Annotated in this window: 20 protein-coding genes; 2 read left to right on the top strand and 18 right to left on the bottom strand. The window is 42.1% G+C overall.

Annotated features, from left to right (window positions below):
* From LKD48_RS12000 to gnpA, 4 genes are all read right to left on the bottom strand, one after another.
* The coding region (locus LKD48_RS12000) for a hypothetical protein (protein ID WP_308732112.1) at window positions 1–288 on the bottom strand (288 nt) is incomplete at its 3' end.
* Window positions 289–506: 218 nt separating this feature from the next.
* Window positions 507–1382 (bottom strand): SPL family radical SAM protein, encoded by an 876-nt coding sequence (locus LKD48_RS11995; RefSeq protein WP_308732111.1) that lies wholly within the window; start codon window positions 1380–1382, stop codon window positions 507–509.
* 237 nt (window positions 1383–1619) lie between these two features.
* A complete protein-coding gene (locus tag LKD48_RS11990; RefSeq protein ID WP_308732110.1) occupies window positions 1620–2696 on the bottom strand; it encodes a glycoside hydrolase family 88 protein in 1077 nt (358 codons plus the stop codon).
* A gap of 38 nt (window positions 2697–2734) precedes the next feature.
* Window positions 2735–4900, bottom strand: coding sequence for a 1,3-beta-galactosyl-N-acetylhexosamine phosphorylase (gnpA, locus tag LKD48_RS11985; protein WP_308732109.1), 2166 nt, complete (start codon window positions 4898–4900; stop codon window positions 2735–2737).
* A gap of 294 nt (window positions 4901–5194) precedes the next feature.
* Between gnpA and LKD48_RS11980 the strand changes: the two genes are divergently transcribed.
* Complete coding sequence (locus LKD48_RS11980) at window positions 5195–5674, top strand: S-ribosylhomocysteine lyase (protein ID WP_118614459.1); 480 nt, start codon at window positions 5195–5197, stop codon at window positions 5672–5674.
* Between the two features lie 125 nt (window positions 5675–5799).
* On the opposite strand, the gene LKD48_RS11975 is transcribed toward LKD48_RS11980, so the two are convergent.
* From LKD48_RS11975 to LKD48_RS11920, 12 genes are all read right to left on the bottom strand, one after another.
* Window positions 5800–6549 carry a YebC/PmpR family DNA-binding transcriptional regulator gene (locus LKD48_RS11975; protein ID WP_118614461.1) on the bottom strand — a complete coding sequence of 250 codons (750 nt, stop codon included), beginning with the start codon at window positions 6547–6549 and terminating at the stop codon, window positions 5800–5802.
* A gap of 173 nt (window positions 6550–6722) precedes the next feature.
* Window positions 6723–7073, bottom strand: a complete 351-nt coding sequence (locus LKD48_RS11970; protein WP_066562565.1) for a type II toxin-antitoxin system PemK/MazF family toxin — start codon at window positions 7071–7073, stop codon at window positions 6723–6725.
* 155 nt (window positions 7074–7228) lie between these two features.
* A complete protein-coding gene (gene alr / locus LKD48_RS11965) occupies window positions 7229–8407 on the bottom strand; it encodes an alanine racemase (protein WP_308732108.1) in 1179 nt (392 codons plus the stop codon).
* Window positions 8408–8411: 4 nt separating this feature from the next.
* The gene (locus tag LKD48_RS11960) at window positions 8412–10022 is read right to left on the bottom strand and encodes an NAD(P)H-hydrate dehydratase (RefSeq protein WP_308732107.1); all 1611 of its coding nucleotides are present in this window, start codon (window positions 10020–10022) and stop codon (window positions 8412–8414) included.
* Between the two features lie 2 nt (window positions 10023–10024).
* Window positions 10025–10657, bottom strand: a complete 633-nt coding sequence (locus LKD48_RS11955) for a redox-sensing transcriptional repressor Rex (RefSeq protein WP_118614469.1) — start codon at window positions 10655–10657, stop codon at window positions 10025–10027.
* A gap of 118 nt (window positions 10658–10775) precedes the next feature.
* Window positions 10776–11171 (bottom strand): methylglyoxal synthase, encoded by a 396-nt coding sequence (locus LKD48_RS11950; protein WP_066562574.1) that lies wholly within the window; start codon window positions 11169–11171, stop codon window positions 10776–10778.
* 127 nt (window positions 11172–11298) lie between these two features.
* Window positions 11299–12378, bottom strand: a complete 1080-nt coding sequence (gene prfA, locus LKD48_RS11945) for a peptide chain release factor 1 (RefSeq protein ID WP_118614471.1) — start codon at window positions 12376–12378, stop codon at window positions 11299–11301.
* A 72-nt stretch (window positions 12379–12450) separates the two neighbouring features.
* Entirely contained in the window at window positions 12451–13359 is a 909-nt protein-coding gene (gene prmC / locus LKD48_RS11940) for a peptide chain release factor N(5)-glutamine methyltransferase (RefSeq protein ID WP_308732106.1), read from the bottom strand.
* Entirely contained in the window at window positions 13359–14294 is a 936-nt protein-coding gene (locus tag LKD48_RS11935; RefSeq protein ID WP_118614475.1) for a DUF1385 domain-containing protein, read from the bottom strand. Before LKD48_RS11935 ends, prmC begins: the two co-directional genes overlap by 1 nt.
* A gap of 71 nt (window positions 14295–14365) precedes the next feature.
* On the bottom strand, window positions 14366–14572 hold the full coding sequence (gene rpmE, locus LKD48_RS11930; RefSeq protein ID WP_066562581.1) for a 50S ribosomal protein L31: 207 nt from the start codon (window positions 14570–14572) through the stop codon (window positions 14366–14368).
* Between the two features lie 154 nt (window positions 14573–14726).
* Entirely contained in the window at window positions 14727–15242 is a 516-nt protein-coding gene (locus LKD48_RS11925) for a DUF4364 family protein (RefSeq protein ID WP_264466621.1), read from the bottom strand.
* A gap of 24 nt (window positions 15243–15266) precedes the next feature.
* On the bottom strand, window positions 15267–16193 hold the full coding sequence (locus LKD48_RS11920) for a tRNA modification radical SAM protein MnmL/YtqA (protein WP_227102177.1): 927 nt from the start codon (window positions 16191–16193) through the stop codon (window positions 15267–15269).
* Between the two features lie 211 nt (window positions 16194–16404).
* Here LKD48_RS11920 and rho point away from each other — a divergent pair, with 211 nt between their 5' ends.
* Window positions 16405–18696: a transcription termination factor Rho gene (rho, locus tag LKD48_RS11915; RefSeq protein ID WP_308732105.1), complete on the top strand. Its 2292-nt coding sequence runs from the start codon at window positions 16405–16407 to the stop codon at window positions 18694–18696.
* A 98-nt stretch (window positions 18697–18794) separates the two neighbouring features.
* Here the strand turns inward: rho and aroD are convergent, their stop codons facing one another.
* Together aroD and LKD48_RS11905 are read right to left on the bottom strand one after the other, a co-directional pair.
* Entirely contained in the window at window positions 18795–19562 is a 768-nt protein-coding gene (gene aroD / locus LKD48_RS11910; RefSeq protein WP_308732104.1) for a type I 3-dehydroquinate dehydratase, read from the bottom strand.
* Window positions 19559–20770 (bottom strand): NADP-dependent isocitrate dehydrogenase, encoded by a 1212-nt coding sequence (locus LKD48_RS11905; protein WP_262536407.1) that lies wholly within the window; start codon window positions 20768–20770, stop codon window positions 19559–19561. Before LKD48_RS11905 ends, aroD begins: the two co-directional genes overlap by 4 nt.
* Window positions 20771–20798 lie beyond the last annotated feature (28 nt).

The following is a 20798-nucleotide window of genomic DNA, read 5'->3' as shown; positions in this document are numbered from 1 at the left end:
ATTCAGTCTATAAGACTGAATGATGCTGCCGGAACTAGTTAAGGAATCCCACGGTTTTAACCGTGGGAGTATGTCAAACCAATATTCATCTACACATTCGCTCCAAATGCGCAACTTCATTTTCGGCGTAAAGGCTTTTTTCAAGAAAATCCACTTGCCAATCTTTTCTCCCTTTTTCCACAAATGTTCACCTGTTACGCTATCTTCCTCTGCGTACTTATCTCGTATATCTACGACCTGCCAATATCCAGCACTGTATTGTGTTACCCAATCACCTATCTGAATCATCGAATACCTCTTCTCTTGTTTCTATCCACAGTCGGTAATTTCACAGAGTCTGACATGTCAGCACAAAGCCGACTGTGACTTGCCTCATGTCAGTGGGGGATACCGATTTCTCTTTGCCCGCCACTGACATTAATTTTCCAATAGCAATTCATCTCGCCACCTATAGAGGTGAGAGAACCCTTGCTATTATTGTTGAATTCGCTATTCAAATCAATAACTCACTGCAAGTTGTCCACAAACGACATCTGCATATATTTTTCTGGAAACGCATGCAGATACTGAAAGCACTCATTTGCATCAGAGATTATTCCATTTTCAGCACATTTTTTTCTAAAGATTTCCATAAGCATATCATTATTAGGACTTAGTAGCTCATATGCGTTTCCATATATTTCAATATACTTTTTCTTCATTTCAGGAAAAGATTTATCTAGTGCCTGATAAAAATATTCTCTGTCCCCATCTCTCAACGTGAGTCCCATATTAAAGCAGATGATACCTTTTACACCAGCTTCGACACAATAGTTAAGAATGCCCTCGATATTTTCCTTCGTATCATTGATAAACGGTAAGATCGGTGTCAACCATACAACGGTGGGAATCCCTACTTTTTTTAATTGCATAAGTGCTTCAAATCTCTCTCGTGTTGTAGAAACATGTGGCTCCAAAATTTTGCAAAGTGTCTCATCATATGTCGTCATTGTCATCTGCACGACAGCTTTTGCTTTAGAATTGATTGATTCCAAGAGATCCATATCCCGCAATATTCTTGTAGACTTTGTCTGAATTGCTACGCCATATTCGTACTTATCAATTAATTCTAAACACCTTCTGGTCAATTTTAATTTTTCTTCTGCATGGAGATACGGATCGCACATGGCACCTGTTCCGATCATGCATTTTTTCCGTTTGGACTTCAATGCCTTTTCAAGAAGCTGAGGTGCATTTGCTTTCACCTCTATATCTTCAAAATCATGTGTAAATCCATAACATTTGCTTCTGCTGTCACAATAAATGCAACCATGCGTACAGCCCCTATATAGATTCATTCCATTGTTACTTGAAAGAATCCCCTTTGCCTCTACAAAATGCATCTGTGTCCTCCTCAAATAAGTGCCTATGCATCCTTATCTTCTTCATAATTATTCCGTAAATATTCGTATAAAACGTCCATATTTTTCTCCGTTTCACATCTTCTAACAAGCTTATCGTACCACATTTCCAACCATTTGTCATTGAATTTGCCATTCAACGTAAGAAAAAAAGGGCTCCTTGATTAGATGCCTGCGTAGATCATCTATCAAGAAGTCCTCATAAATTATCGTGTCACATTACGCATTCTTTAAAACAGCCGTAAAGAACGCCAGCGCCAGTCCTTGTCCCCATCCCTGGATCCAAGCCTTCGGTACGCCCATATATCCCTCGCGGTCTTTCATAACTGCTGTACCGCCTGATACGTTCAATACTCTTCCATCTGCGGAAACATTATCTAAAATGCCTTTTAACGCCTTCTGAACATACTTTGCATGAAGCGGATTGTTCATCTCTACCATTGCTGCTGCGATACCTGCTGATGCAGATACTTCCTCATAGGACTCCTCATCATCGAGAATTGTTCTCCAAAGACCATTTTCTGTCTGAACGAGTTTCAATGCTGCAAGCTGATCGCGAAGTGAGCACTCTACGTCCATGCAAGGTGGGAACAGATACCAGTCATACAGATTCTTCTTTACCTGAGACATGGTATATGCTGCCCATGCATTAGCACGACCCCAGTAAAAACCTGACATGTGATCCTTATGAACGTTGTTGTAGCCATGATACCACAAGCTTGTCTCTTTGTTCTGCAGATACTGAATATGCCAGTAATACTGATTTAAGGAATCGTTGATGATGTCCATTGCCTGTGGCTGATACTCCATAAGTGCTGCATCTTTAGGATCGTCTGGATTAAGCATACGAAGCTTTGAACCAACGCGAAGCATTAAGAAAGCTGCCATAAAAAGTGTATCTGCCCAGCACTGCTCTGGAAAATCGTTGTTGCTTGAAACAGTGTGCTGCAATACATGATCGCCAAAACGAAGTGCATCGTTTCTAAGATACTCGATCTTGCTCATGATGATATCCCAGTACTTCTTGTCGCCTGTGTACTCGTACAGAGTGATCAGGCAGTGACCCATTGCGCAAGTATTTACATTCCATGACGGCAGACCCATTTCGATGTACTCATCTACCCAATTCTTTAAAAATTCCATGTACTCTGTTTTTCCGGTTGCCTTATATGCCTCTGCCAGTCCATAATAAGCTACACCACACGGCCAGTCCCATGTCAGATCCATGGTCATCGTCTTCTTTGCCACACGGTCAATCGCAGACAAAATCTCGTCCTTATCAAATGAAATCTTCATGTCATTCTCCTTTATTTTTATTAATAACGGGTCTCAACTTATAGTACCTTTGTTGCAAATGGCGCAAGCTCTACAGTTACATCACCCTTTGCAGTCTTAATTACTGTCTTCTGTGTGTCACCACTGTTGTTGATTACTACCAGCTTATCAATTTCCTCATAATATGCACACTCAGTATACAGGTTGTCACAGATATAATCTCTTACCTTATCTTCCTTGCCAAGAAGTGTTAACAGTGCTCTCATTAAGAAACGTGTAGACTCCTTTGATACGCGGAAGGATGACAGATACATTGCCTTACCTGCACCAAATTGATTCAGCGTAATAAGCGGTGTCTTTCCATTAACAGCCAGTACGCTTACATTTGCGCTCTTGCAGTAAACGCCCGGATTTTCTACCATTGATTCACCGATATTTGGTGTATCCTCCATCGCAAATGTGCCTTCTGTAACTGGATTTACATACTTTCCGATACACTTTTTGGTGCCAAGATCCTTGTCGATACCAAAGACAGGTGCTAACTGGAAGAAGCTTCCATTTGCCCATACAGCAGACGGATCATTTACGCCAAGCAGACCGCCGCCGTTGTGAACGAATGCAGTCAGTGCCTCTATTACACCAGCTTCCTTCCAATAATCGCCGCCGCTCCATGCACTGTTTGCAACACCTGCGTTAATGATAACCTTTACATCCTCTGGAATACCATTTGCTAAAACATCATCAAAGCTCATAAACTGTACGTCAAACGGAAGACCTGAAATTGCATCAAGAAGATTTGTCAAATCAACCTCTGGATGCTCATGCAGATGACCGCTGCAGATCCATGAACGAAGTGAACCCCATGCAGTAAGCACTGCTACCTTGCCTGGCAATGTGTATGGCTCACATGATGCGTTGAAGCTCTTTAACAGACGAAACTCATCTGCTACCTGTGCAATATAATCACAGAAATCCGGGAATGGCTCTACAAGATGCAGATATCCGCCCAGACCAATACGGTCTACTGGCTTACGAAGAAGTGCACGACGCACATTTACCCAGTAACGACTTGCATCCAGCTTTGGATTTCCGCCCGGTGCAAATGTCGGCTCACCTGTCAGACCAGTTGGGAACAAATATGGATGGAAACGAAGCTCATGCGTAACACCATCTACACCTGCGCAAAGACGTGCCTCAAAGCCATTGAATACACACTTGATCAGACCATCAAAGCCAAACTCCTTAAAACGCTTAGAATACGGCTCTACACCAATCCAGCTGTCATCATAGAAAACATAAGCTTTCTTTCCATAGCTGTGAACAATATCGATTAATTTCTTTCCGAAGCTTACAACAAATTCATTGATAAAATCCATCCATGCTCTATACTTCTTAGACGGAACATTATGGGTGGAGGTATAAAGTCCTGCATTGACAAAATCCTCAGATGTCATCGCATAGCCATACTTCTTCTCAAATTCCTTGAGCGCTAACGGTGTGGTTGTCATTGCATATGAACCCCAGTCAGAGAATGCATCTCTGCAATTTTTGTCATCCTTCCAGAACCATGCAAAGTTGTAGAACATGGAAGTAAAACGAACTACTGTTGTATCTGGGTTTTTCTCACACCACTCTGTCATCCAGTCGATCATATGAGCCTGTGTCTCTGGGTATCTCGGGTCTACTGCCATCAGATGTTCCTTGTCACCCCAGTCATTTGTGATGTGATTATACATGGAAATCTCTTCCCAAAGACGAACTGCAAGGAAGTTTACTGTATAGCTGTGCCACGGTGCTGCACCAGTAATAGTTACTGTTTCTGCCTCAGAATCAAAGCTCCAGTTCTTGATCTCCTCGCCTGTTGTGCGGTCAAAAACTTGCCAATATGCCAGTGCTTCCTCTGACTTATTGAGCTTAAACTGCTGAGTAAAATATCCCTTTAATGGGCTGATCACTACTGTATCAGACTCTGCCATAACAGGCTCGCTCATTAAAAAGTTTTGCTGAAGTTTATCCATATTCTTTTTCGCCCATGCATTATCGGCACGGATTACGCAAATCGTAGAGTAAATACCATACCCTGCCTTTGTAATATCTTCTGAAAGCTTCGTACCATCGCTGTCGCGAATGACGTCTGCTCCCCATTTTTCTGCCATTTTTAATGTCAGGCTCTCAAAACCTGCTTCACCCGGCAGCGTAAAGCTGCCTTTCTTTATTTCTGCCATCTCATCCTCCCTTTCCTGAAAAGCTCACAGCTTCTCACACTTTCGGTAGTTACCCTTATCATAACCGAAATAATTGATCAATTCTAATCATATTGTTGTCTTTTCTTTGCAGTTTTGACGAAATAGCGTGTCTTTGCCCTTATTTTCACATACATTTTCAACAAAGCAGTTTGGAAGTTTGTTTCATGCTTGCAAGTCTCCTTTTTTTCCTTTACAATGAAAGTCAGACAAGCAACTGTCTGATAGAAAAATAGGTCAAAATTTATTTAAAAATTTAGAAAGGATATATGTATTATGGAAAAAATTGCAAGCTTTCAGGTCAATCATCTTACTCTTGTTCCTGGCGTTTATGTTTCTCGCCGTGACAAAGTTGGAAATGAAACATTAACAACTTTTGATCTTCGCATGACAAGACCAAACAAAGAGCCTGTCATGAACACAGCTGAGGTTCACACACTTGAGCATCTTGGCGCCACATTTTTACGCAATCATCCTGTATGGAAGGATCGCGTCATTTATTTTGGACCGATGGGATGCAGAACTGGATTTTATCTGATATTAGCTGGTGAATTAGAGCCGATGGACATTATTGATCTGCTTTGTGAAATGTATGCTTTTATGGCTGGTTTTGAAGGTGAGGTACCAGGTGCAGATGCGATTTCCTGCGGAAACTATCTTGATATGAACCTGCCTATGGCAAAGTATCTGGCAAAACGCTATCTGGACAATGTGCTCGGTAATCTGACAGATGGTAACACAGTTTACCCGGCATAATGATCCCGCCACAATACTTCTACCCCTCGTACTTAAACCTTGAGGTCATAAAAAAAGCACAGCCGAAGGTTCTCCTAGCGGCGGTGCTTTTTTTCGTTCTATTTAATTTGAGGCGAAAAACGTAATCAGTCCTCGTCTTCCTCTTCCGGCTGATTCCAGTTGTGATATACTTCCTGTACATCATCATCGTCATCCAGCATATCAAGAATACGGTTCATAAGCTTTACATCATTATCAGATGTCAGATCAACATAATTCTGTGGAATCATAGTAACCTCTGCGCTTGCCATCGGAACACCAGCCTGCTCAAGTGCCTCTCTTACCTCAGAGAAGCTGTCTGGATCGGTGTAGATCTCGTAGCAATCTTCTTCCTCGGAGAAATCCTCTGCACCTGCATCAAGAGCAGTCATCATCAGCTCATCTGCATCGCCCTCGTATTCTTCCTTATCTACGATGATCTGACCCTTGCGGTCAAACATGAAGGATACGCAGCCATTTGTTCCTACGTTTCCGCTGCCCTTTGTGAAAGCGTTGCGCACATTTGATGCGGTACGGTTACGGTTATCGGTCAGTGTCTCTACAATAATCGCAGTTCCGCTTGGGCCATATCCCTCGTAAGTGATAGACTCGTAGTTTGCAGCATTTGCATCTCCTGCTGCCTTCTTGATGCTGCGGTCAATGGTATCATTTGGCATGTTGTTTGCCTTTGCCTTTGCAACGACATCACGCAGCTTGCTGTTGTTTGCCGGATCTGCTCCGCCTTCCTTTACTGCAACTGCGATTTCACGGCCGATACGGGTAAATACTTTTCCCTTTGCGGCATCGTTCTTTTCCTTCTTATGCTTAATATTGGCAAATTTAGAATGTCCTGACATTTTTAACGCTCCTTTGTGACTTAAAACTATATGTTTGTTTAACTAATTTATCTTATCATGTATTTTTCAATCTTGCAAGTATAATTTGAAAGACCTGCTCCAAGTGTCCGGCTCGTGAAAGCCATTCACCTTCGGGCTATGCAGCCGTGAATTTTATGAAAGACCCGCTCTATCTATGTACGGGTGATGTCTAAACTGACGCGCAGCGCTTCGTCTATCTGGCGTATCATATCTTCCTCCAGATGACATACCTTTTCGCGAAGGCGCTGTTTGTCTATTGTGCGAAGCTGCTCTAGTAATACAACGGAATCTTTTACGATACTGCAGCAGCGTGAATCAATTACAACATGCGTTGGCAGCTTTGCCTTTGACATGCGTGATGTAATGGCGGCACAAATCACTGTCGGGCTGTGCCTGTTTCCCATATCGTTTTGTATAATAAGTACCGGGCGGACACCACCCTGTTCAGAACCTACCACAGGGCGAAGATCCGCATAATAAATATCACCTCTACGGATTACCATATATGCACACTCCAATTTCTTTCAGGATATTCTAAGTATTTCCATATTGGAATTTCTTATTCATCCTGACAGATGCTGTTATTGTATGGTATGTGCATATATTGATCATCGCAACAATTTAACGCTGTGCTTTGCACTCCCGCATCTTACTCTGATTACATAAAATCACGGTAATCGTCTTCGTTATAATCCTTGCTTCCGACTACTTTGCCGTGGCGGTAATAAACCCTCGGAATACGCTTTCCAAGGTCACACAAAAGTTCATAATTAAAGCTTCCCGCAAGTTCAGAAACTTCCTCGGCGCTCAACTCATTATCACCGCTTTTTCCAATGACAACTACCTCGTCGCCTTCTTTTGCTTCTGGAATATCACTGATATCTACCATTGTCTGGTCCATGCAGATACGGCCCAAAATCGGCGCTTTCTTTCCATGGATTAAAATACTTCCCTTATTTGAAAGTGCTCTTGGATAACCATCTCCATAGCCAATTGGAATCGTGGCTACCACAGTTTCATGATCTGTTACAAATGTTGCTCCATATCCGATTGCTGTTCCTGTAGGAACAGTCTTAATATAGGCAATCTCAGACTTTAGTGTTAGTGCCGGTGTGAGCGATACAATATCCTTTCTGACTTCCTCTGACGGGTAATAGCCGTACAGAGAAATACCAATACGAAACATATTGCCTGGCGCATTTGTCATCCAGATGCCTGCGGCTGAATTAGCACAATGGCAGATTGGAGGACAGCATCCTGCCTCTTTTAAGCTCTCTACTATCTTTTGGAAGCGTTTTTGCTGCTCAATAGCTCCCTGATTTTTGATCATATCAGCAGTTGCCATATGAGTAAAAATACCCTCTGTACAAATATTCTCCTGAGTTGAAAGCCATTTTACAAAATAAAATGCATGCTCTGGTGTCATGCCAATGCGGCTCATTCCCGTATCTACCTTTACATGTACATATGCTTTTTTGCCCATCTTTTTTGCCGTCTCAGAAAGAAGCATTATCTTATCTTCCTCAAAACCGGCATAACGAATTTTATGATCAACCAGATCTGCAAAGCGTTCCGGATGAACATAACCGAGCACCAGAATGGGCTTTGTGATGTTATGGCGGCGCAGATTTAATGCCTCGTCAATTGTGGCTACGGCATAGCCCCATACCAGATCATCAATTGTTTTTGCAACTGGGACGGCTCCCAGACCATATCCATCTGTTTTAATAACACCGCAAAGCATTGCCTCTTTTGGAACATTATCTCTAAACGACTCCATATTGGCTCTTATGGCATCCAGATTAACCTCTGCCCAGACTCTGTGATAGTTATGCATATCCTTATACCTTCTTCCTGCTTATTTGTATCAGCACTTTTGATAGCCCATCTGCCAGATCACGCGCGATCATACTATATGGACTCTTTTCCTTTGCCGCCTCATCACCAGCTGCGCCATGCAGCCAGACACCAAGAACAGCTGCCCTTTCGGCAGACAGTCCCTGTGCGGCAAGCGACGCAATCACGCCGGTCAGTACGTCACCGCTTCCGCCTGTTGCCATACCGCTGTTTCCGGTAAGGTTCAGATATCTGTTTTTTTGTGTTAGAATGACTGTGCGAGCATCCTTGCAGACGCATATACAGCCAAACTTTTTTTGTAATTCTTCTGCAAAATATAGAAGATTTTTAGCTGCCTCTTTCGCAGAGGAGTTCATCAAACGACCAAGCTCACCTGGATGCGGCGTAAGAATCACATTTTCTCCAAGGTATTCTGCATGATCAATATTTGTTCTCATCGCAAGCAGATTTAAGGCATCTGCATCAATAACAATAGGACAATTTTGTGATCTGTTCCACTCTAAGACCATATCCAAAAGCTTTTTTGCTAAGGTATCAGTTGAAAGTCCTGGTCCAATCACAATAGCTTTTGCCTTTGGAAGTACCTCATTTCGCAGATATGCCAGCTGTTCTTCGTCTTCATCTTTTGAAATTTCAGAAATTTCTGAAATACAATGGAGCACTGCCTCTGGAAGCAGCTGCTGTAAAACCAGACGATTGCATTTGGGTGTGACAATATCAACAAGACCTGCTCCTGTGCGATAGGCAGCAAGTGCCGACAAATATGCGGCTCCTGCCATGCCGCTGCTTCCTGCAATAATCACAACACGACCAAACGTCCCCTTATTGCCCCACAAACAACGGCTGCCAAGCCAGTCTTTTGCATCAGATTTTTCAAGACAATTAAATGGAAATCCGTCTACATGATAAACGGCTTCATTTGGCATACCTATATCGCATGTGATTGTCTGATCTGATAATGATGCACCTGGATACAGAAACTGACCTACTTTTCCATAGCCAAATGTGATCTGTACATCTGCCTTAACATATGCACCGAGCACCTGTCCGCTTTTTGCGTCTAAACCAGAGCATATATCAACAGCAACACCATATGCACCGCACTTCTTTTTATGTTCGTTCCATTCTTCAATAGCAGCGCGGTAAACTCCACTCACCTTGCGCGACAAGCCAACGCCAAATAGAGCATCCACATACACCTGCGCCGGCACATAAAGATTTGAAAGTGCTGATCTGTATTCTTCTTCATCCTTATCATCTGACTCATAAAAGTATTGCACGGGCAAAATTTCCATTTTGTCTAAAAGTGATTTTTGATAGAGCCATTCCTTAGTTGCCTTCTCGATTTGTCCAATAGCAGCGATTCTAACAGACCAGCCGTTTTGTGAGAGGATTCTTGCCATTGCCAGTCCATCAGCACCATTATTTCCCATGCCGCACATAATAAAGACGCATCCTGGTTTTTGCACTGACATGATGTGCTGTGCTGCACAAAGCGCTGCACGCTCCATCAAAATCAGGCTTTCCATTCCAAACTCTTTAATTGACCATGTGTCCGCCTGCTTCATCTGCTTTCCTGTCAACAGCTGCTTCATGATTATTCCTCCTGATTGCTAAGACGATATGAAATACGCATCAAACTCTCTGACAAATGAACATTTTCTACAACCACATCATCTGGTACACGAAGATCAGTGTGGGCAAAATTCCAGATACCGCGAATGCCGATCTTAATAAGTCTTTTTGCTGCTGCCTCTGCTCCTGCCTTTGGAAGAGTCAGTGCTGCAATCTGAACATCGTTATTTCTGATATAATCTTCCAGGTCATCCATTGAATAAACTGGAATACCACGCACAGTCTTTCCCTTTAACTGTGAATTTGTATCAAACATTGCCTTTGCAACAAAACCACGACGCTCAAAATTGGCATAATTTGCAATCGCCTGACCAAGATTTCCTGCACCGATTATAATTAAATTGTATGTCTTATCAAGCCCCAATATTTTTCCGATTTCATGATAAAGATACTTTACATTATAGCCGTATCCCTGCTGTCCGAAACCTCCAAAATTATTCAGATCCTGCCTAATCTGTGATGCTGTGATCTGCATTCTTTTGGATAATTCTCCGGAAGAAATTCGCTCTACGCCCTCCTGCATAAGTTCTCCCAGATAACGATAATACCGCGGCAACCGTTTGATAACAGCTCTGGATATTTCTCTATGCTCCATGATGTCTCCTTTTTTAATTGCTTATAAATTTTATTATCTGTTTTTAAGTTTTAAATTAAATATTGCTTAAAAACAAATGAATGCAGCCTTAAGGCTGCATTCTGTGCATAACTGCGTACTATTTGTAATCTCTCCACTCCATATCACCTCGGTCAAGACACAATACAAGTGACTCTGCGGTGGCGATGTTTGTCGCCAGAGGGATATTATACATATCACACAACCGTGAAATCTCAGCCAGATTCATACTTTCTGCATCCTGCTCTAAATCAGCACTGTGAAAAAATATAACCAGATCGATATCATTGTTTGCGATCATATTTTGCATCTGCTTCGAGCCTCCCATCTGACCCGGAAGCAAACTGGTCACTTTCATGCCTGTCGCTTTGGCAATGTGGTTTGCTGTCGCATTGGTCGCAATCAGCGTATGCTTCTTAAAAATGCCTTTATACGCAATGCAAAAACTTTCCAGCAGCGTCTTTTTGCTGTTATGAGCGGTAAGTCCAATGTTCATATCTAATCCTTCCTTTCCACATAGCTAAAAAGAATTATATCATATTTTTTCAGAAAGTCTATATTTTTTTGATGATTTTGTCAAAAAAGAGCAATTTACACAAAATAGCACAACACTTTTTGTAAAACTACATTGTCTGATTTTCCATATTCGACAGTTTTTCTGCCTGATCTGCTGCTGTCAGACTGTCAATCAATTCAAAGAGATCACCGTCCATAATGGCATCAAGTTTATAAAGTGTCAGCTTGATTCTGTGATCTGTCACGCGGCTCTGCGGAAAATTATAAGTACGAATTTTCTCAGAACGGTCTCCTGTTCCAATCTGGCTTCGTCTGTACTTTGCCTGCTCATCCTGCTTCTTTGCTGTCTCAAGTTCAAACAACTTAGCACGAAGTACCTTTAATGCCTTATCTTTATTTTTAAGCTGAGACTTTTCGTCCTGACAGGAAATTACGATTCCTGTTGGAATATGAGTCAGACGTACAGCTGAATCTGTCGTATTGACACACTGGCCGCCATTTCCTGATGCACGGAATACATCAAACTTACAGTCATTCATATCAATGACAACATCGACATCCTCTGCCTCCGGCATGATTGCAACTGTTGCTGTTGACGTATGGATTCGTCCGCCGCTTTCTGTCTCAGGCACACGCTGAACACGATGCACACCGCTTTCATATTTAAGTCTAGAATAAGCACCCTGTCCGGAGATCATAAATACAACCTCTTTCATGCCGCCAATACCACTCTCATTTACACTGATCAGCTCACTTTTCCAGCGGTTTCTCTCTGCAAATCTGCTGTACATACGAAACAGATCTGCGGCAAAAAGTGCTGCCTCATCTCCGCCTGCACCAGCACGAATCTCAACAAATACGTTTTTCTCATCATTAGGATCTTTTGGAAGAAGCAAAAGCTTTAACTCTTTTTCAAGCTCAGGCATCTGTTTTTTTGCCTCAGCAAGATCTTCCTTTAAAAGCTCGCGCATCTCTTCATCACGCTCTTGCTCTAAAAGCTCCAGATTTTCTTCAATGCTTTTTTTTGTTTTCTTATACTGTGTATAGGTCTCCACCAGAGGGGCAAGCTCGGCCTGCTCCTTCATAAGACGGCGAAATTTTTCCGGATCAGATGTAAGTACCGGATCACCCAGTTCATGAAGAAGCTCCTCAAAGCGGATTAATATATCATCCAAACGGTCAAACATAAATAACTCCTCTTTTCTATTATTCATTCACATTTTCTACTTACGGACGCGGCTTAACGATTGTTTTGTAAATCACATCTCATCCAGCACGCCCCACACCACGCGGTCAAGCCCTGCAAGATCGCGCACAAGAGTCGGCTTTGAAAAACCATTTGCACGAAACAGCTCTGCCACCGCTTCCCACTGGTTATAGCCAATCTCGACAAAAAGTGCGCCGCCCGGATTTAAATGATCTTTTGCAGTTTCAGTCAGACGCCTGTAAAAGATAAGCCCATCTTTTCCGCCTGATAAAGCAATCATAGGTTCATTATCCTTTACCTCTGGCTCTAACCCTAAAATTACATCGTCTTCAATGTAAGGTGGGTTTGACACAATCATATCAAATCGCCCTGGCACCTGTTCGAGTAAATCACTCTCAAAAAACTGCACCGATGCATGATTGTCTGCTGCATTTTTCTTTGCCACCAAAAGCGCTGCACTTGAAATGTCGGACGCTGTCACCTGTGCAAAATTTCCGTAATGAGCGAGCGACACAGCTATGCAGCCACTTCCCGTGCACACATCAATGAGGCTTGCCCCTGGCTTATCCTTTGCATATGAAAGCAATGTCTCTACAAGCGTCTCTGTATCCTGCCTCGGTATCAAAACAGCAGGGGTTACAGAGAACTCTAACCCCATAAACCCCTGCGTCTTTGTCAGATACTGAAGTGGAATACGCGCTGCGCGCTGTTTTATAAATTCACGATACTGTTTTATCTTCTCTTTCGATTCCACAATTTGTCTGCGATTTAAAAAGAAGAAACTCTTTGTAATCGAAAAGCAGTGCTCCATAAGAAGCCATGCGTCAATGTCTGCATCTGGTACATTTGCTTTTGTAAGTGTATCTTTTGCCTCGCTTAAAAGCTGTCCCCACGAAATTATTTCATCATTTGACAATTGATTCTGACTTTGTATTTCTTTCTGTATCTGATTATCTTCCATCAATTAAAGTTTGCCTCCTCATATGCCTTCCAGTCAAATACGGCCTCTACTGCACAGATAGCTACCTCTGCCATCTTTTCATCTGGCTCCTTTGTGGTCAGTCCCTGAAGCATTAAACCTGGCTTACTTAAAAGATTAACAACTGGATTGTCACTGTTTCCAGCAAGACGCAAAAACTCAAATGAAACGCCAGCGATTACCGGAATCAAAAGGATTCTTGATACCAGACGAAGCCACAATGTCTCTGGACGAATCACCAAAAAGAAAAGAATACTGATAACCATGACAATTAACAAAAAGCTAGTTCCACAGCGCTTATGCTCCTTAGAGCTTTTCATGACATTTTCTACTGTTAATGGCAGTCCATGCTCAATACAGTTGATACACTTATGCTCTGCGCCGTGATACATATATGTTCTTTTGATATCTGGCATCAATGATATCAGCCCCACATAGGCAATAAAAATAGCGATTCGAAGCACGCCTTCAAAAAGTGCCATCCAAATGCCATTTCCAAGAAGCGGCTTCATGAGTGTGGATACCCATGTTGGAAATACCATGAAAATCCCCATCGCTAATATGATAGAAATAACCATGGTCAGGTCCATAATTACTTTTTCTGCTTTATCGCCAAACTTTTTCTGAAGCCATTTTTCAAAGCGTCCCGGTTCTTCTTCTTCCTCGCCGTCCTCCATAAAAAGACTTGCTGAATAATTTAAAGATTTCATGCCAAGTACAAGTGAATCCACAAAGCTAAAGATTCCTCTTATAAATGGAAGACGAAACAGCTTACACTTTGATCCCACGCCCTTGTATGTTTCTTTTTTTACTTCAATTTCTCCATTTTCCTTGCGAACAGCCACACTATACTCGCTGCCGTTTCGCATCATAATTCCTTCCATGACGGCCTGGCCGCCAATTCCTGATGACTTCATCCGCACTCCTTTGTTTGTCCTTAAACGACAAAAGAGGTTGAGATAAAAATCTCAACCTGCTTCAGTCAACATCATTCACTCTTTAAACCATACTTACGGTTAAACTTATCAATACGTCCGCGTGCGGAAGTTGCCTTCTGCTGGCCAGTGTAGAACGGATGGCACTTAGAACAGATTTCAACGTGGATCTCCTTCTTTGTGGATCCGGTAACGAACTCGTTGCCACAGTTGCAGGTAACCTTTGCCTGATAATATTCTGGATGGATTCCTTCCTTCATGAGCTCACCTCTTCTTCCTTGTGATGGTTCCCAACCATCATCATAGTCATAATAATTTACGCGCACTTTACACTGTACGAACACAGCGCTTATAACGCAACAATAAAATCATAACACAAAATATTCCTCTGTGCAAGTACTTATTTTATTATTTTTATAACAATTTTTTCATGGCAAACTCATAGATTTCTTTGCTTGCTTTTTCCCAATTGTCGCACATTTTTTCAGCCATCTCCTCTGTCGCTGCCGAAAGCTTTAACTCAATTAATGTATTCTTGCCTTCCTTTACGACACAATCAATCTCAAAATCATTGCTTGCCGTACTCTTATAATAATTGGCCAGCACAGAATTTTCTGTTCGAAGCTTAAAATTGTTTTCCTTTAAGAAATCATCCATGTCCTGCTTGACTTCGCCTGTTATTTTATTTTCAAAATAAAAGAGCACCTCTTCGCCCTCTTTTGTCAGCTCGTAGCGTGATGTATTTCTGATTGTTTCCTTGTGAATCAGAGAGGTTCCCAGCAGTTCATTGATCACCATCTGAAAGGTAAAATAGTCTGTATACGATTTACTCACAAAGAACTCAGACATCTGCCCGTTTGACAACGGATAATTCACCTTTTTCAATAAATAAAGTATCATCAGTTTATATAATGTCAATGGTTCTGCCATAATCCAATAGTTCCTTTCTATATATCAGCCCTGCTCTTTTAAAAAGCAGCCTTGGTATATTCCCCGTGTCTTCAATTCATGATGAATACAGTTAAGCACACTGCGCTTTGCCCGGCTCCACAGCGGTGAAATCAGCTGATTTGACGGACCATCTCCTGTCAGCCTGTGAATGACAATATCAGGTGAAAGTGCACCGATACAGGAAACAACAAGATCCACATATGCTTCCATAGACAATGTCTGAAACTTTCCGGCACGAAATTCATCTGCAAGGTCAGTATTTTCAAGCACATGAAGAAGCTGCAGCTTTATTCCAAAGATCCCTGCATTATTCAGATAACGAATAGTTTCGAGCATTTTTTCCTTATCTTCGCCTGGAAGACCAAGTATCACATGAACGATTACAGGAATCTGTGCATCATTAAGACGCTTTAATGCGTTTTCAAAGCATGTCAAATCATATCCACGTCTAATATAGGCTGCCGTGTCCTCGTGTATTGTCTGAAGTCCCAGTTCTACCCACACCGGCTTTCTTTTGGAATATTCACAAAGAAGTGAAACAACATCCTCTCCCACACAGTCTGGTCTTGTCGCAATATCCACCACCGCAACCTTTTCATGTAAAAAAGAAGGTTCATAGACACGTCTTAAATAATCCAAATCTGCATATGTATTTGTAAAAGCCTGATAATATGCAATATACTGCTTTGCATGAAAGGAGCCAAGCTTTTCAATCTGACTGTCGATCTGCTCTTTAATTGACAGCGCTCTGCTGCCTGCAAATTCACCTGAACCGCCTCTGCTGCAGAAAATACATCCGCCGCGCCCGATTGTTCCATCCCTGTTTGGACAAGTAAAACCGGCATCTAACGATGCCTTATAAGTCTTTGAACCAAACGTTTGCTTCAGGTAATAATCAAGCGAATAATACGGTTTTTCTCCCCACAGCATCTTTTTCCTCCTTCACACGTGACGCACTATAGAATAATGATATCAATTTTACATACATTCGTCAAGTTTTGGTTTATTTTTTTACTTTACTTTTTGCCATTTCATTCGTATAATGATAGTGCGATGTTTCGCTGCAGCTATGCGAATGCTGCATCATTTCGAAAGGTGAAATTAAAAAAATATTATAATTTGTATTTTGTATGACAAAAACATGAGAAAGGCATGGTTATTTATGCGTGAAAAATTAAAATCACTTCCGCTCACTGAGCTAAAACAGATTGCGAAAGAAAATCACATTAAGAACGTTTCTACTCTGCGCAAGGCGCAGCTGATTGATGTAATTCTGGAAAGACTTAGCCCGGAACAGGCACAGACGCCGCAAACACAAAATGTTCAAACATCTGATACGGCTTCATCCGACAACGAACTTGTATCGGCATCTTCTGAACCAAATTCCACTGATACAAAGACAGCTTTATCAGAGACAGATTCTTCACAAATGAGCTCTGCTCCATCTTCTTCTGATGATGTACAGGATTCTTCTTCTGAAAAACTTGCTGATCCAACAGCACAAAGAGAGCGCCGCTCCTATGCTGCTTCTGCAGCTTCCTATGCTGCCGCAAGAAATAATTTTTACAGCAGGAATAATTCCTATTCCTCCTCTTCCTTTAAGGATCTTCGCCAGTCAAACGCCCACACGGTTCATCCGCGTAAGCCACGTGTACGAAACGGTCGCCCTGATTCTAACTGGCGCGAGGATTCTGTAAACCGCTTCGATACTACAAGAAATGATTCCCAAGGACGCTTTGATAATACAAGAATAGATTCTACAAGCCGCTTTGATAATACAAGAATAGATTCTACAAGCCGCTTTGATAATACAAGAATGGATTCCTCAAATCGCTTTGATTCTACGAGAAATGATGTTCAAAATCGTTTTGATAATACAAGAAATGATTCCCAGGGACGTTTTGATAATTCCGGAAGAGATTTTTCAGGCCGCAGTGATTTTTCAGCCAGAAATGACTACTCAAACCGCTATGATTCCAGAAATGATTATCAGAACCGCTATAACAATTCTTCAAGAGATTATACAAACCGCTACGATAATTATAGAAATGATTTCCAGAACCGTTTTGATTCCAGAAATGACTATCAAAACCGTACCGACTTTAATCGAAATGACAGAAATGATGCTATGAACAGAAACGATATGACAAACCGTACCGATGCTGTCAATCGCTTTGATTCAAGAACAGAGCTTTCCAGTCAGAATCGTTTTGATTCAAGAGATACATCTACTCAATATTCTAATCGTTTTGATAACGCAATGCGTGATGATTTTGCAAACCGCTTTGATAATGATGGTGCTCTTCCAGAAGGATGCCAGCCGGCATGCGGTATTCTTGAGGTTTTACAGGAAGGCTTTGGTTTCCTTCGCTCTGCAAACTTCTTAACTGGTCAGCAGGACGTATATGTTGCGCCGTCTCAGATTCGTCGTTTTGGCCTTAGAACAGGTGATATGGTAGATGGTTTCCAAAAAGCAAATCCAGATGATAATAAATATGATGCTTTGATTCGCATCAATACAATCAATGGTGTTAATCCTGAGCTTTGCTCACACCGCCCGAATTTTGAAAAGCTTACTCCTGTTTTCCCTAACAGTCGTCTTTCTATGGAGGTTGAAGGCGGTTCCACTGCACTTCGCATTGTTGATCTGATCAGCCCTATTGGAAAAGGGCAGCGCGGTATGATCGTCTCCCCGCCAAAAGCTGGCAAAACAACGCTTTTAAAGGAGATTGCAAATGCTGTTACACACAATTATCCTGACATGCATCTTATCATCCTTCTTATTGATGAGCGCCCAGAGGAGGTTACAGATATCCGTGAATCCATTCAGGGAGAGCATGTTGAGGTAATTTATTCTACATTTGATGAAACACCTGAACATCACAAGCAGGTTGCTGAGATGGTTCTTGAGCGTGCGAAGCGTCTTGTTGAGCATAAGCAGGATGTTATGGTTTTATTAGACAGCCTGACTCGTCTGGCTCGTGCATATAATCTTACCGTGACTCCAAGCGGACGCACTCTTTCTGGTGGACTTGATCCGGCTGCACTTCACATGCCAAAGAAATTTTTCGGTGCTGCCAGAAATATGCGTGAGGGTGGCAGTCTTACTATCCTTGCCACTGCACTTGTTGACACTGGAAGCCGTCTTGATGATATGGTATTTGAAGAATTTAAAGGAACTGGAAACATGGAGCTTGTATTAGACAGAAAGCTGTCTGAGCGCCGTATTTTCCCGGCAATTGATATTACCCGTTCTGGAACAAGACGCGAAGATCTGCTTCTGACACCAGATGAACTTACAGCTGTTTCCACTATCCGCAAAAGCATAAGCGGACTAAAGAATGATGATGCAATCGAACAAATTTTAAATCATTTTGTACACACAAAAAATAACGCTGAATTTATTGAAACACTTCCAAAGGTAAGACCATAATTATAGCAAATCTAAAAAGCAGTCATCACATATCAAAATGGATGACTGCTTTTTGTTATAATACCAGGGTCAAAAGCTCCAAAAGCCGTTCATGGGTATCAGTTGACTGCTCGTTCTATTGCCCATAACACATCTGACAGCTCTTTTGCTGATACCTGTCCCGGTGCACTGGCTTTTCCCATGCTTCCAAAACTCATTACACTGCCAAATAAACCGCCGCAAAGCCTGCTCACACATCCTGTGCGCCCCATTGACATTGTAATTAAAAGTGTCTCTGGATGATTCTCCTTCATAGTTCCTGTCGCCAAAAGAAGCGCTGCCACATCTGCAAGAGACTGAGGCATCACTGCTATTTTGCAGACATCTGCGCCGTAGCCTGCCATCTGCTCCATTGTTGTAATAAGATTTGAAGCTTCCGGTGTCTTTTTAAAATCGTGCTGTGATACAATCACACCGATACCCATCTGGTGTGCATGTTTTATCAATTCCTGTACACATGCCATTCCCTGGCTAAGCTCCACATCAATAAGGTCAGCCATATTGCTTTCTATTACTTCATCAAGAAGTGTCTGATACGCTTCGGGAGTAATATCCCTCTCACCGCCCTCTCGTCTGCTTCGAAATGTTACTAAAAGCGGTTTTCCCTGCAGATTCTCACGAATTTTTCTCGAAAGTGCATTTCTCTTCCTTGGCTGAAACACATCCTGATACCAATCAATACGCCACTCGGCAATATCTGCCACACTGCTTTTCCCAATGCGCACAGACTCTTCTAAAATTTCTTTTTCCGTTTCATAGGCAATTGGTACACAGATGCGTACCTTTCCATCCTCAAGTGTTGTATTTCCTGCTCTCAGAACACTCATGCAAGCAATGCCTCCAATCTGCTTCTGATTGCACTAAGAAATTCCTCACTAGTTACTGTCTGTGCATTTGAAAGCGTTGTGATGGCAGACAAATCCTTTGTCATAATGCCAGACTCGATTGTATCAATAGTTGCCTGCTCTAACTTGTCTGCGTAATCACACAGCTTCTCTAAGCCGTCCATCTCGCCTCTTTTTCTGAATGCACCGCTCCATGCAAAAATTGTTGCAACTGGGTTAGTGGAAGTCTTCTTTCCTTCCTTATACTGATAGTAATGTCTCTGTACTGTTCCATGAGCAGCTTCATACTCGTAGCAGCCATTCGGAGATACTAAAACAGATGTCATCATTGCCAGAGAACCAAATGCTGTTGCTACCATATCACTCATAACATCACCATCATAGTTCTTGCAAGCCCATATATATCCGCCCTCAGAACGAATTACTCTTGCAACAGCATCATCGATCAATGTATAGAAATACTCAATACCAGCCTTCTCAAATGCTTCCTTATAATCGCGATCATAGATCTCCTGGAAAATATCCTTAAAGGTGTGATCATACTTTTTGGAAATGGTATCTTTTGTCGCAAACCACAGATCCTGCTTTGTATCAAGCGCATATCTAAAGCAGCAATGTGCAAAATTCTCAATGGAAGCAACGACATTGTGCTGTCCCTGAATGATACCTGCTCCTGTAAAGTTGTGGATCAGCTCTCTTGTCTCCTCACCAGCTTCGTTTGTGTAAACAAGCTCTGTCTTTCCCGGTCCTGGAATCTTCATCTCAGTTGCCTTGTAGACATCACCATACGCATGTCTTGCAATTGTGATTGGCTTCTTCCAATTTTTTACAAGCGGTTCTACGCCTTTTACAAGAATCGGTGCACGGAATACAGTTCCATCTAAAATAGCACGAATAGTTCCATTTGGACTTTTCCACATCTCATGCAGGTTATACTCTGTCATTCTTGCCGCATTTGGAGTGATCGTTGCGCACTTAACGGCAACACCGTACTTCTTTGTCGCATTCGCACTGTCAATCGTTACCTGATCACGTGTCTGGTCACGGTATTCAAGTCCCAAATCATAATATTCTGTTTTCAAATCAACAAACGGAAGAATCAGCTCGTCCTTAATCATCTTCCAGAGAACTCTGGTCATCTCATCTCCGTCCATCTCTACTAATGGAGTTGTCATTGCTATTTTTGTCATAATTTTCCTCCTCCTGCAGCTTCGAATG

The sequence above is a fragment of the Anthropogastromicrobium aceti genome (assembly GCF_020687335.1).
Lineage (GTDB): Bacteria > Bacillota > Clostridia > Lachnospirales > Lachnospiraceae > Anthropogastromicrobium > Anthropogastromicrobium aceti.
Note: the sequence above shows the minus strand (reverse complement) of the source record. Positions and strands in the feature narration are given on the sequence as shown.

Excerpts from the sequence above, each read along its gene's own strand:
- prmC (WP_308732106.1), bottom strand. The coding sequence starts at position 13,359 with ATGGAAGATAATCAGATACAGAAAGAAATACAAAGTCAGAATCAATTG.
- LKD48_RS11925 (WP_264466621.1), bottom strand. The coding sequence starts at position 15,242 with ATGGCAGAACCATTGACATTATATAAACTGATGATACTTTATTTATTG.
- rpmE (WP_066562581.1), bottom strand. The coding sequence starts at position 14,572 with ATGAAGGAAGGAATCCATCCAGAATATTATCAGGCAAAGGTTACCTGC.
- alr (WP_308732108.1), bottom strand. The coding sequence starts at position 8,407 with ATGCATAACTATCACAGAGTCTGGGCAGAGGTTAATCTGGATGCCATA.
- LKD48_RS11970 (WP_066562565.1), bottom strand. The coding sequence starts at position 7,073 with ATGGTAATCCGTAGAGGTGATATTTATTATGCGGATCTTCGCCCTGTG.
- rho (WP_308732105.1), top strand. The coding sequence starts at position 16,405 with ATGAGAAAGGCATGGTTATTTATGCGTGAAAAATTAAAATCACTTCCG.
- LKD48_RS11955 (WP_118614469.1), bottom strand. The coding sequence starts at position 10,657 with ATGGAGCATAGAGAAATATCCAGAGCTGTTATCAAACGGTTGCCGCGG.
- prfA (WP_118614471.1), bottom strand. The coding sequence starts at position 12,378 with ATGTTTGACCGTTTGGATGATATATTAATCCGCTTTGAGGAGCTTCTT.
- LKD48_RS11920 (WP_227102177.1), bottom strand. The coding sequence starts at position 16,193 with ATGCTGTGGGGAGAAAAACCGTATTATTCGCTTGATTATTACCTGAAG.
- LKD48_RS11980 (WP_118614459.1), top strand. The coding sequence starts at position 5,195 with ATGGAAAAAATTGCAAGCTTTCAGGTCAATCATCTTACTCTTGTTCCT.
- LKD48_RS11935 (WP_118614475.1), bottom strand. The coding sequence starts at position 14,294 with ATGAAGTCATCAGGAATTGGCGGCCAGGCCGTCATGGAAGGAATTATG.
- LKD48_RS11905 (WP_262536407.1), bottom strand. The coding sequence starts at position 20,770 with ATGACAAAAATAGCAATGACAACTCCATTAGTAGAGATGGACGGAGAT.
- gnpA (WP_308732109.1), bottom strand. The coding sequence starts at position 4,900 with ATGGCAGAAATAAAGAAAGGCAGCTTTACGCTGCCGGGTGAAGCAGGT.
- LKD48_RS11995 (WP_308732111.1), bottom strand. The coding sequence starts at position 1,382 with ATGCATTTTGTAGAGGCAAAGGGGATTCTTTCAAGTAACAATGGAATG.
- LKD48_RS11960 (WP_308732107.1), bottom strand. The coding sequence starts at position 10,022 with ATGAAGCAGCTGTTGACAGGAAAGCAGATGAAGCAGGCGGACACATGG.
- aroD (WP_308732104.1), bottom strand. The coding sequence starts at position 19,562 with ATGAGTGTTCTGAGAGCAGGAAATACAACACTTGAGGATGGAAAGGTA.
- LKD48_RS11950 (WP_066562574.1), bottom strand. The coding sequence starts at position 11,171 with ATGAACATTGGACTTACCGCTCATAACAGCAAAAAGACGCTGCTGGAA.
- LKD48_RS11975 (WP_118614461.1), bottom strand. The coding sequence starts at position 6,549 with ATGTCAGGACATTCTAAATTTGCCAATATTAAGCATAAGAAGGAAAAG.
- LKD48_RS11990 (WP_308732110.1), bottom strand. The coding sequence starts at position 2,696 with ATGAAGATTTCATTTGATAAGGACGAGATTTTGTCTGCGATTGACCGT.